The sequence below is a fragment of the Arthrobacter sp. FW306-04-A genome (genome assembly GCF_044358315.1).
Taxonomy (GTDB): domain Bacteria; phylum Actinomycetota; class Actinomycetes; order Actinomycetales; family Micrococcaceae; genus Arthrobacter.
On the sequence record NZ_CP084559.1, the window covers coordinates 3,648,346 to 3,660,292 of the forward strand.

Here is an 11,947-nt window from a genome sequence, read left to right on the forward strand (position 1 = left end):
TTGGCGTATGTGGACGAACATCCACAAAAGACCCTGTGGAGGACGAGTCCGCCCGAACGAAGCTCTGCGCGAAAGCATTGCGCACCGAAGCATTGCGCACCGAAGGATTGCGCTCAGAAGGATTGCGGACTGCAGTTGTCCGCAACGTGCAAGGATCCACCGAACCGCAGGGCAGAATTGAGATCATGTACCTGCTGCTCGCCGCCCATCCAGACGGCGCAGCTATTCAGGAATGCGATGCCGCTGGAGCAGCCCTGGCAGAGCCGCGCGTCGTAAGAAAAGCCGATCTTCCCGGCGTCGTACGCGGGCTGGAAAAGCGGGGGCCGCGCTGGATCTGGAAGCGGACGCAGGATTGGTACCCGGCGATGCTTCTGGCCGGAGTGGAACTGGAACGGTGCCATGACCTCACGCTCTGCCGCGCCATCCTGGTCCACTCGGAATTCACGGCAGACACCGACTACGCCCGCAGTGCGGAAAAGCTCACGCAGGACGATGAAATGCCGGTTCCTCCGCGCATCCTGCAGCCTCCCCCGGCCCCCGCCGAGCAAGACGCGCTTTTTGACGATCTTGTCCCGCGCAACACGCAGCCCGGCCTCGACGACATCCGGGCCGAGTTCGCGGCCCAGCAGGACGCGCTTGGCCAGGCTTCCACGGAAGAAGGACGCCAGCACCGCCTGAAACTCCTGCTGGCCGCGGAATCCGCCGGCGCCATGATCGCCGCGGAAATGCAGTTCACCGGGGTGCCCTGGCAGGAGGCACTGCACGAAGAAATCCTAGAAGGCCACCTAGGACCCCGTCCTCCGGTCGGCCACCGGCCAGCCCGGCTCGAGGCGCTCTGCAACGAGCTCCGCGGGATCCTCAATACTCCCAGGCTGAACCCGGACTCATCCCAGGACCTCATGCGTGCCCTCCACCGGAACGGCATCGAGGTGAAGACAACCCGCCAATGGGAACTCAAGGAATCAAAGCACCCGGCCATCGAGCCCCTTCTGGAATACAAAAAGCTCTCCCGCTTGTTCACGGCCAATGGCTGGTCCTGGCTGGACGCGTGGGTGACTGAAGGCCGATTCCGTCCCGAGTACGTGGTGGGTGGTGTGGTTTCCGGCCGCTGGGCTTCCAGGGGAGGCGGGGCTTTGCAGATCCCCCGCCAGATCCGGGGCGCGGTGCATGCCGACCCGGGCTACAAGTTGATCGTCGCCGACGCCTCCCAGCTTGAGCCGCGGGTTTTGGTGGCCCTGGCCCAGGATTCGAAGATGGCCGAGGCTGCCCGGGACAAGGATCTGTACGCCGGCATCGCCGCTCAAGGCTTCGGTGGCGACCGGGCGAAGGCCAAAATCGCGTTGCTGGGTGCAATTTACGGCGCCACGACGGGCGAATCAGGGCGGCTCATGCCCCAGCTGACCCGCACTTATCCGCGAGCAGTCGGCTACGTCGAGCAGGCAGCCCGCGACGGCGAAGCCGGCCGAACCGTGACTTCCAGGTTGGGCCGCAGCAGCCCGCCGCCGTCGTACCGCTGGATCCGCAGCCAGCAATCCACGACGGCGGAAGAACAGCGGCGGGCGGACAGCATCGCCCGGTCCCGGGGACGTTTCACGCGGAACTTTGTGGTGCAGGGTTCCGCAGCGGACTGGGCGTCGTGCTGGCTGGCCGAACTTCGACGGCGGCTGCGCACGGTGCGCGCCGATGGCCTGCCTGCCGGGGAACTCGTGTTCTTCCTGCATGACGAAGTCATGGTTCACGCACCTATCGGGTCGGTGGATGCCTGCATCAGTGCCATCGAGGAGGCCGCCGCAGCCGCGAAAGAGCTGCTGTTCGGGCGGGTTCCAGTGGAGTTTCCGGTGAGTATCGCCGTCGTCGATTCGTACGACAAAGCGAAGTAGGCACTCCTATTGCCCACGGCTCAACTGCGGAGGACGATTGCCCCGTGGGAAGCAAAGGCCGGACGCTATTGGCCGCATACATCGCCTTCCAGCTGACAGAGCTGGAGGGCCAGTTGCCGTTGATCGGCGCGGCTGATCCGGAAGCCGTACACAATGCCAGGCTCGCACTTCGCCGGATCCGTTCCGTGCTCAGCTGCTACCGCGGGCTGGTCCCAAAGCTCCCCCGGTCGGCGCGCGAGGAAGTCGGGTGGCTGGCAACGTCGCTCGGCGAGTCCCGGGATGCCTACGTCCTGGCCCAGAGGATACGGCTCTCCCTTGACACGAAGGATTCATGGAACGCTCCCGAGCTTTTGCGCCTGGCCGTTGAGGAACTGGAATCGTCCAGCGCGCGGCTAGCGTCCGCGCTCGGCAGGCGCAAGCGCAGCAGGCGGACAGTGCGGGCTGCCAGGGCCGTGCTAGTGGACGCCCCCGATGCCAAGGAATACAAGCCCCCGACGGCGGATCTTGCGGAGCGCCTCCAAGTCCAGTGGGAGCGGCTGCAGCACAGCCTCGCGGAGGAGTCGGGCAGCGACGACCTGGACGTGCGCAATGCCGCGCTCCACCAGGCCCGCAAAGACGTCAAGTGCCTCCGGTACTCCGTGGAGGCGGTTGCGGATGCCTTCAGCCACCATGCTGCTGGAGTGATCCAACCGGCGATCGGTCTGCAGCGGCTGTTGGGCGAGCAGCACGACGCCGTCGTGGCCGGAAACTGGATCAGGGAACTGGCGAACACCCCCGGCGTAGACGCGGGCGATGTCCAAAGGTTGGAGGCATTGGAAGTCCGGCGGCGACTCAACGCGGAAGAAGAATTCCGGATGGCCATTGCGGAATATCCGGTGCCGGCCCCGAGGCGAGCACTGACCTTTTGAGGACCGCGTCGTTGGAAGTCCGGAACCATAGCGTCCGGCAAGGCGCAAAGCGAGTCATATGGCGGAAACGAACTTGGCATGACCCGGGCAAGTCATCTACCCCCAAGTAACTTCAGCACTCTCCTTCCTTCTGGATAGGCTCATTCATGGCGTTCCGAGTGAGGGACACCACAGTGCAAGGACGCACTATCTGTGCGAGGCAGCATACAAGGGGGAACAGCAACGATGGCTGGACGATTCGAGATTCTCAAAGACGGCGAAGATGGCTACCGTTTCCGGCTGATGGCAGCCGACGGAACGCTGGTCGCGGAGTCTCCGCAGTTCAAACACCTGAAAGCCGTAGTCGCCGGCATCACCGCGGTACGGGAAAATGCCGCCACGGGCATCGTCGTGGACCACTCAAAAACCGTCCGGCGCGCGGCGTAGCGGGATCCGGCGACGCGAGGCGCGCCAGCGGGCGCCCGGCCTGCGAGCAGCACACCCGCGGGGGCTAGATCTCGATTTCGAGAGCCCGTTCCGCGTCCCACGGAACCGTCCAGCCCAAGGCGTCGAAAAGGCCGCTGAGCACCATCCCGGTGAAACCCCAGACCACGAGTCCGTTGACTTTGAAGACGGGACTCGAGAAAGTCCGGCCGAATCGGGTGAGCGTCCCGGTGTAGCGGTTGTCCGGGTCCAGGAGGTCCCGCACGGGAACTCGAAACACTTGCGCCGATTCGGCATAGTCCACAACGCGAACGGGCGAGGGCGATGCCCACCATGCCAACACCGGGGTGACCACGAAATTGCTGCGGATCAGCCCGAGTTCCGGCATGACGCCCAGCACCTGCACGCCTCCGCTGTCCAGGCCGGTCTCCTCAACCGCTTCCCTAAGGGCTGCCGCGACGGCGGACTCATCCCCGGGATCGATGCTGCCGCCAGGGAACGCCACCTGCCCCGGATGATCGTCCAGGGTGTGCGCGCGTTCCAGGAGCAACACATCCAAGTCGGCCGGGGCCACAGGTTTCCCGGATTCAGCGGGGACATCGTCCAAGACGCCGAACAGCATGAGAATAGCGGCTCTTCGTGCCTTGTCTGGATCCACCGTTGCGGCGGCAATCCGCGGATCAGGGCCTGGGTGAAGGCCGGAATCAATCTTGGAGATGAGGCTGACTAAGTCTTCCAGCGCGGTCATCGTGGGCTCCTTTGCGATTCCATCCGAATCTCCGCGGCACGGTGGGTCTCGGCGAGCAGCCTTGCCAAAAGTGCTTCGTTGCCCGGCGCCAGTTCGTATTTGAGCAACTTGGCGGCTTTGGCCGGATCGGTTTCGCCTTCACCGTAGCTGGGACACCAGTTGGCCACCGGACACGCGCCGCACGCCGGCCGGCGCGCATGGCAGACTCTGCGTCCGTGGAAAACCACCCGGTGGGACAGCATGGTCCAGTCTTTGGGCTCGAACAGTTCGGCGACGTCGAATTCGATCTTCACCGGGTCCTCGGACGTCGTCCACCCAAACCTGCGCGCAAGCCTGCCAAAATGCGTGTCCACCGTGATTCCAGGAACGCCGAAAGCGTTGCCGAGCACGACGTTCGCGGTTTTGCGCCCTACGCCGGGGAGCGTCACCAAATCTTCCAGACTGCCGGGAACCTCGCCGTCGAACTCGTCCACCAAGCGGGTGCTGAGGGCCAGGACGTTCCGCGCTTTGGCGCGGAAGAAACCGGTCGGTTGCAGGATCGCCTCCAGCTCGGCGGGCTCGGCCTCGGCCATGCTCCTGGCATCCGGATAGCGTGAAAACAGGATCTTGGTGACCTGATTGACCAACACGTCGGTGGTCTGGGCGGACAGCACCGTGGCCACCACAAGTTCGAACGGGTTCCGGAAATCAAGCTCCGCATGGGCGTAGGGATAAAGCTCGGCGAGTGCTTTGTTGATTTTGCGCGCACGCCGCTTCAAGGCCAGCGGGGTTTCGACGGCGGTGTCCACGGCGGGCATCGCTAGCCGCGTTCGATGTGGCTGAGATCGCGTAGGATGCCCACTTTTCCATCGGTATCCTGCACCAGGAATTCCTCGCCCCGGTCCTCAAGGGCCAGGACCCACGTGCCCGGTTCGATGGTAAAGACGGGGATTCCTGTGTGCTCGTCGACGACGGTACGGGGATGGGCCACGGCGAACCAGAAGGCCCCGTATCCTGAGCCGTGTTCTTCTTCGTCCCTTCGCGTCGCCGGATCAACGGTGGCTCCGATGATCTGATGCGCCCTGGTCTGCTCGAGATTGGGCTGCTCCGGGTTGGGCTGGTTCCCCGCGCTTGCCGTGTCGACTGTCCCGATGTGCTGGGTGGCGGTTCCGGTGGGGCTGGCGGTCTCGGCGGGTACGACGGCGGCGTCCCCGGCGGCGGAGGCAGCGGCGGGTGCGGTGTCAGCGGACTGTGTTGCTGCCGGACTGGACGGTACTGCGTCAGCTGGACCGAACGACGTCGGAGCGGCAGCTGCCGGAGCCCACGGCGCTGAAGCTTCGGGATCTGGTGTTTCGGGCACCGACGTGACGGCCGCCGCCGTGACACGCTCCGGGGTGGCGGGGGCGGAAGCTTCAGGCGAGGCTTCGGGCTTGGGCACCACCGGCTTCGGCGCGACGGGCTTGCGGGTTGGGATGGCTGCTTCCCGGGCCACAACGTGCGCGGGCTGTTCGGCCCGGTCCTTGAAGTCCTCGCGGAGCACCGGCAAGTGCGGAGCCAGGACCGTCGCAGCGAGAAGGCCCACCGAACCGATCAGGCCGACCAGCGCGTAAACAGTAAACGCGCCTGCTGTGGAGAGGAAGAACATGGTCACGGCGAACGACGCCACAACGGAAGCGAACTGGTCAATCGAGAGCGAACCGATTCTCACCACGTTCTCCGGCTGCAGGCGCCGCGCAACGAACAACGCCGCCACCACGAGGGGAAGGACGATGCCCAAGGCCAGGAAAAAGAGGTTGTCCAGGTTCCACAGGTTGTAGCGCCCGGCAAACATCGGCAGGAGGGAGCCTACAAACATCAGCAAAGTGGAGCCGAAAACAGTCATGTCCCGGGTGGTGAAAGGTCCCAGTACCGCTTGGTACTTCGGGGAGGTCTTGCTGCCGGGTTCTGGTGCCCCGGCTCCAGCTGCTGCTTCGGGGGCCGATCCGGGCGCGAGCGCACCGTATTTCGGGCCTTGGCTCGTCTGGTTCATATGCAAATCTCCTTTGTACGGCGGTGCCCGATACGCTGCCGCCCAAGGCTGCACCCAGTGTTTTTGGGCAAGGCAGGGGCGCCAAGTCTTCGCGTCTCGAGACCTCTTCAGCCTATGCCACCCTTCTGACAGTCCACTAGCTGGCACCTGCGCGGAGACCGGGAGGCGGTCACTGTGATCTCCGCTTTTGGAGCAACCCTAAGAGCCGTCGGAGCCGTTCGGCGCGAATCAGGCGCCGCTCACGGTCCAGATTGTGACCGCAGACACTTGTTGTCAGCTCAAAACGCTAAGGTGGGTTCCGGAAAAGCTCTTTGCGGAATCCCGTGAGGCGCCGCAGCCCAACGCCGTGCATGCTACACGTGTTTGGGCAGGGCAGCCCACCACAGGACCCGCGCAGCAGAGATCGATGAATGATGAGGTTCACATGTCCCAGGACGCCAATGGATCGACGACCACCGCTGCACCCGGATCTGACGGGGCAGGCAACGGCGATGCCCTCGAAAACCTTCTCCACGAGAACCGGAAGTTCGCGCCCACCGCGGAATTCGCCGCGAATGCGGTAGTCGGCGCCGAAGCCTATGCGGAAGCGAATGCGGACCGGCCCGCGTTCTGGGCCAAGCAGGCCCGTGAACTCCTGGACTGGGACAAGGACTTCAGCAAGGCCCTTGACTGGTCCAACCCGCCGTTCGCCAAGTGGTTCGTCGGCGGGCAGGTCAACGCCGCGTACAACGCCCTGGACCGGCACGTTGAAAACGGGCTCGGGGACCGGGTGGCGATCTACTTCGAAGGCGAACCCGGAGACACCCGCTCCTACACGTACGCGCAGCTAACCGAGGAGGTCAAGAAGGCCGCCAACGCCTTCGAGTCCCTGGGCGTGGCAAAGGGCGACCGGGTGGCCGTGTACCTGCCCATGATCCCCGAGGCAGTCATCACCATGCTGGCCTGTGCCCGGATCGGCGCTGTGCACTCGGTTGTGTTCGGCGGATTCTCCGCCGACGCCCTGCGCTCCAGGATCGACGACGCCGAGGCCAAGCTCGTGGTCACCGCGGACGGCACCTACCGGCGCGGCAAGCCCAGCCCGCTCAAGCCCGCGGTGGACCAAGCACTGTCCTCCAAGGGAAACGGCGAAGGCCACGCCGTCCGGAACGTCGTGGTGGTCAGGCGCAACGGCGAACCCGTCGACTGGGTCCAGGGCCGGGACCAGTGGTGGGACGATACCGTCGGCGCCGCCTCAACGGAACACACCGCCGTCGGGCACGACTCCGAACACCCGCTGTTCATCCTGTACACCTCCGGCACCACGGGCAAGCCCAAGGGCATCCTGCACACTACCGGCGGCTACCTCACCCAAGGCGCCTACACCCACAAGGCGGTCTTCGACCTGCACCCCGAGACGGACGTGTTCTGGTGCACCGCCGACGTCGGCTGGGTCACCGGCCACTCCTACGTCGCCTACGCGCCGCTCATCAACGGGGCCACCCAGGTCATGTACGAAGGCACCCCGGATTCCCCGCACCAGGGCCGCTGGTGGGAAATCGTGGAGAAATACAAGGTCTCCATCCTCTACACCGCCCCCACGGCCATCCGGACCTTCATGAAGTGGGGCAGGGACATCCCGGGCAAGTACGACCTGTCCTCCATCCGGGTCCTGGGCTCGGTGGGTGAGCCCATCAACCCCGAGGCCTGGATGTGGTACCGGGACGTCATCGGCGGCAACGCCGGCAAGAACGGCGAAAAGAAGGACCACCCGGCCCCGATCGTGGACACCTGGTGGCAGACCGAGACCGGCGCCCAGATGATCGCGCCCCTGCCCGGGGTCACTTCGACCAAGCCCGGATCCGCGCAGGTTCCGCTGCCGGGCATAGCGATCGACGTCGTGGACGAGGCCGGCGAGTCCGTCCCGGACGGGCACGGCGGCTACCTTGTGGTCCGCGAACCCTGGCCCGCGATGCTCCGCGGCATCTGGGGGGACCCGGAACGGTTCAAGGAAACCTACTGGTCCCGCTTCGAAGGCATGTACTTCGCCGGCGACGGCGCCAAGAAGGACGAGGACGGTGATATCTGGCTGCTGGGCCGGGTGGATGACGTCATGAACATCTCCGGGCACCGGCTCTCCACCACCGAAATCGAATCCGCCCTGGTTTCCCACCCCGCCGTGGCGGAGGCTGCCGTCGTCGGAGCCGCGGACGAAACCACCGGCCAGGCCGTGGTCGCGTTCGTGATCCTGCGCGGGGACGCCGTCAACGACGGCGACGCCACCGTCCAGGAACTGCGCAGCCACGTCGGCAAGGAAATCGGCCCCATCGCCAAACCCAGGCACATCCTGGTGGTCCCCGAACTTCCCAAGACCCGCTCCGGGAAGATCATGCGCCGCCTCCTCAAGGACGTCGCAGAAGGCCGCGAAGTCGGCGACGCCACCACCCTGTCGGACCCCACCATCATGGCCCAGATCGCCGAGTCGCTGAAGAAGTAAGCAATTCACCAAGCTACACAAGGCGCCAATCCACCGCACAAAGGCGGCGGTCCTCCTCCACGGGGACCGCCGCTTTTGTCATGAAACACACTGTCGCAAGAATGTTATATTTCGTTCTTTCATGTTCTCTTTTGAGTGGTTATAGTCGAGTTCTACGTGAGATAACTCACAAGCACCACGCTTTCAAGGGAGAGAACATGGCAGCGAATCTTGATCCGTTCCAGTCGGCCCACAGTGCTGGGCCTGGACGCCGCACCATCCTGAAAACGCTCGGTATCGGAGCTGCCGGCCTGGCGGGCATCCCGCTGTTGGCTGCTTGCACCGGCGGCTCCGGCCCCGCTCCGGGAGCCTCATCGAACAGCCTCACCTTCGGCTCGTACGCCTCGGACGACGTCCCCAAGAACGCCTACAAGGCCGTCACCGACGCCTTCACCAAGAAGGCCGGCATCACAGTGGCCACCAACACTGTCCCGCACAACGATTTCCAGAACAAGATCAATTCCTACCTTCAAGGCAGCCCGGACGATGCCTTTACGTGGTTCGCCGGCTACCGGATGCAGTACTACGCAGGGAAGGGTCTCCTGGCTCCTGTAGACGATGTATGGGCAACCATCGGCGGCAACTTCTCCGACGCGATGAAGAAGGCGTCCACCGGCTCGGACGGCAAGATGTACCTGGTTCCGAACTACAACTACCCTTGGGGCTTCTTCTACCGGAAGAGCTTCTGGGCCGAAAAGGGCTACACCGCACCAAAGACATTCGATGAGCTGAAGACCCTGGCCGCCAAGATGAAGGCTGACGGCATCATCCCCATCGGCTTCGCGGACAAGGACGGCTGGCCGGCCATGGGCACGTTCGATTACATCAACATGCGCCTCAACGGCTACCAATTCCACGTGGACCTGACCGCCCACAAGGAAAGCTGGGACCAGAAAAAGGTTAGCGATGTCTTTGACACGTGGAAAGCCCTCCTGCCGTTCCAGGATCCAGCGGCCCTTGGCCAGACCTGGCAGGATGCTGCCAAGGCCCTCGAAGCCAAAAAGACTGGCATGTACCTTTTGGGCTCGTTCGTCACTCAGCAGTTCACCGATCCCACGGTGCTGGCGGACATCGATTTCTTCCCGTTCCCGGAAATCGCGGTGGAAGGGACCGACGCTGTCGAAGCCCCCATCGACGGCCTGCTCCTCTCCAAGAAGGGCGGCGACAACAAGGCGGCCCACGATTTCCTTGCCTTCATGGGATCCGCCGAAGGCCAAAACGCCTACGCCGCCGTCGACCCCGCACAAATCGCCACCGTCAAGGGCGCCGACACCTCCAAGTTCACCCCGTTGAACAAGAAGTGCGCGGACACCATCGCCAACGCCAAGTACATCAGCCAATTCTTCGACCGCGATGCCCTCCCCGCCATGGCCAACAACGTGATGATCCCCGCGCTGCAGTCCTTCATCAAGGACGGCACCGTGGACGTTAAGAACCTTGAAGCACAGGCCAAGACCCTTTACGCCGCCCAGTAGTCGCCGTGACAGGAACGACGACGGCGGTTCCGCCCGCCGTCGTCGGGCCGCCTTTTGCAAACTGAAGGAATCCCCATGAGTACTACCGCCGAAAAGCCGGCAGCACCGGACAGTGAGCCCGGTGCTGCCGGGCGAACCACGGCCGGCAAGGGTCATCGCGGCACTGGCAGACCGCTGGGCAAAGCAGGCAAAGTCCGCCGCCTCACGCGGCGTGACAAGTTGGTCCTCGCGATCATGGTGGGTTTGCCTACCCTGATCCAACTGCTGCTGGTCTGGCTGCCCACGCTCTTCTCCATTGCCCTGAGCTTCACCCGCTGGAACGGCCTGGACCTCAAAGACATCAAGCCAGCCGGGACGGATAACTACCGCTTTGTGGTCCAGGACTATCCCCCGTTCTGGCCCGCCATCCAACACAACGTCCTGTGGCTCGCCTTCCTGGCCCTGATCGCAACGCCCCTCGGCCTGCTCCTGGCCGTGCTCCTGGACCAGAAGATCCGCGGCAGCAAGATCTACCAGAGCATCTTTTTCACGCCCGTCATGCTGTCCCTGGCCCTCATCGGCGTGATCTGGCAACTCTTCTATAACCGCGACAGCGGCTTGCTTAATTACCTGCTCGGCACGGCCGGCACACCCCGGGCCGTGGACTGGTTCGGGGATTCCAATGTCAATATCTGGGCAGCAATGGTTGCAGCGACGTGGCGTCATTCCGGGTACGTCATGCTCCTGTACTTGGCCGGACTCAAGGGTGTGGACCCGACCCTGCGGGAGGCGGCGTCGATTGACGGCGCCAACGCCGTGCAGACGTTCTTCCGCGTCGTCTTCCCGGCCATGCGGCCTGTGAACATCGTGATCGTGGTGATCACCATCATCGAGTCGCTGCGTGCCTTCGACATCGTCTACATCATCAACCGAGGAACCAACGGCCTTGAATTGATCAGCGCCCTGGTGATCCAGAACCTCGTCGGTGAAGGCCAGGTGATCGGCGTCGGCTCGGCCCTCGCGGTCATCCTCCTCGTTATTTCGCTGATCCCCATCGTCTTCTACCTCATCCGCACCTTCGGCAAGGAGAGCAAGGCATGAGCACCCTCGCCAACCCCATCCCAAGCACGGCAGGAGCCGCGGCCGTATCCCGGAACTCCGGCAAGCGCCACTACGGGACCCATATCTTCCTGACCGTCATGGCAGTGATGTGGTTGATTCCGCTGGGCTGGTCCCTGTACACGGCCTTGCGCCCCAAAGCCGACACGGACAAGTACGGCTACTTCAGTTTTGGCGGCAGCTTCAGCTTCGACAACTTCATCCAAGCTTGGACCCAGGGCGGGTTTTCGAAGTATCTCTTGAACTCCCTGCTCATCACGGCCCCCGCGGTGCTCTTGACCCTGTTCTTTGCCTCGATGATGGCGTTCGCCGTCTCCAGGGTGAACTGGAAATTCAACATCACGCTGCTGATCATGTTCACGGCGGGCAACCTCCTGCCACCGCAAGTCCTCGCAGCCCCGTTGTTCGAAATGTTCAAGCATCTCTCGCTGCCGTACTCCTTCAGCGATTCCGGCAACCTGCTCAACACCTACATTTCCGTGATCGCCGTGGACACGGCCTTCCAGATCGGTTTCTGCACCTTCGTGCTTTCCAACTACATGAAGGCCCTCTCGTCCGACCTCACAGAGGCCGCATTGGTGGACGGGGCCGGAATCTGGCGGCAGTACTGGAACATCATCCTGCCGCTCTGCCGACCCGCCCTCGCAGCGCTCGGCACGCTGGAAGTCATCTTCATCTACAACGACTTCTTCTGGCCGTTGCTCTTCATCCAAAGTGGCGACCGTTTGCCCATCACCACCGCCATCAACAACCTACAGGGCCAGTTCCTCAGCAACTACAACCTGATTGCCGCGGGCGCCATGATCACCCTGATACCCACCCTGATTATCTACCTCGCGCTGCAGCGCCAATTCGTAGCGGGCCTCACGCTCGGTTCCAGCAAAGGATAAAAACC

General features: G+C 63.7%; 10 protein-coding genes. 7 read left to right on the forward strand and 3 right to left on the reverse strand.

Annotated elements, in window-relative coordinates; translation table 11 throughout:
- Positions 1-185: 185 nt before the first annotated feature.
- The 3 genes from LFT43_RS17050 (at position 186) to LFT43_RS17060 (ending at position 3,214) form a co-directional block, all read left to right on the forward strand.
- Entirely contained in the window at positions 186-1,880 is a 1,695-nt protein-coding gene (locus tag LFT43_RS17050) for a bifunctional 3'-5' exonuclease/DNA polymerase (protein ID WP_395803140.1), read from the forward strand.
- A gap of 44 nt (positions 1,881-1,924) precedes the next feature.
- Complete coding sequence (locus LFT43_RS17055; protein ID WP_395798791.1) at positions 1,925-2,788, forward strand: CHAD domain-containing protein; 864 nt, start codon at positions 1,925-1,927, stop codon at positions 2,786-2,788.
- A 225-nt stretch (positions 2,789-3,013) separates the two neighbouring features.
- Entirely contained in the window at positions 3,014-3,214 is a 201-nt protein-coding gene (locus LFT43_RS17060) for a YegP family protein (protein WP_395798793.1), read from the forward strand.
- 64 nt (positions 3,215-3,278) lie between these two features.
- Here the strand turns inward: LFT43_RS17060 and LFT43_RS17065 are convergent, their stop codons facing one another.
- From LFT43_RS17065 to LFT43_RS17075, 3 genes are read right to left on the reverse strand one after another with little or no spacing between them, the layout of a single operon-like run.
- Positions 3,279-3,959: an NUDIX hydrolase gene (locus LFT43_RS17065; protein ID WP_395798795.1), complete on the reverse strand. Its 681-nt coding sequence runs from the start codon at positions 3,957-3,959 to the stop codon at positions 3,279-3,281.
- Positions 3,956-4,747 carry an endonuclease III gene (gene nth, locus LFT43_RS17070; protein WP_395798797.1) on the reverse strand — a complete coding sequence of 264 codons (792 nt, stop codon included), beginning with the start codon at positions 4,745-4,747 and terminating at the stop codon, positions 3,956-3,958. The genes LFT43_RS17065 and nth overlap by 4 nt, the downstream gene beginning before the upstream one ends.
- An 11-nt stretch (positions 4,748-4,758) precedes the next feature.
- Positions 4,759-5,967, reverse strand: coding sequence for a hypothetical protein (locus tag LFT43_RS17075; protein WP_395798799.1), 1,209 nt, complete (start codon positions 5,965-5,967; stop codon positions 4,759-4,761).
- Between the two features lie 424 nt (positions 5,968-6,391).
- Here LFT43_RS17075 and acs point away from each other — a divergent pair, with 424 nt between their 5' ends.
- The 4 genes from acs (at position 6,392) to LFT43_RS17095 (ending at position 11,942) form a co-directional block, all read left to right on the forward strand.
- On the forward strand, positions 6,392-8,440 hold the full coding sequence (gene acs / locus LFT43_RS17080; protein ID WP_395803142.1) for an acetate--CoA ligase: 2,049 nt from the start codon (positions 6,392-6,394) through the stop codon (positions 8,438-8,440).
- A gap of 197 nt (positions 8,441-8,637) precedes the next feature.
- Entirely contained in the window at positions 8,638-9,954 is a 1,317-nt protein-coding gene (locus tag LFT43_RS17085; RefSeq protein WP_395798801.1) for an ABC transporter substrate-binding protein, read from the forward strand.
- A gap of 75 nt (positions 9,955-10,029) precedes the next feature.
- Complete coding sequence (locus tag LFT43_RS17090; RefSeq protein WP_395798803.1) at positions 10,030-11,034, forward strand: carbohydrate ABC transporter permease; 1,005 nt, start codon at positions 10,030-10,032, stop codon at positions 11,032-11,034.
- A complete protein-coding gene (locus LFT43_RS17095; protein WP_265981327.1) occupies positions 11,031-11,942 on the forward strand; it encodes a carbohydrate ABC transporter permease in 912 nt (303 codons plus the stop codon). The genes LFT43_RS17090 and LFT43_RS17095 overlap by 4 nt, the downstream gene beginning before the upstream one ends.
- Positions 11,943-11,947: the final 5 nt, after the last annotated feature.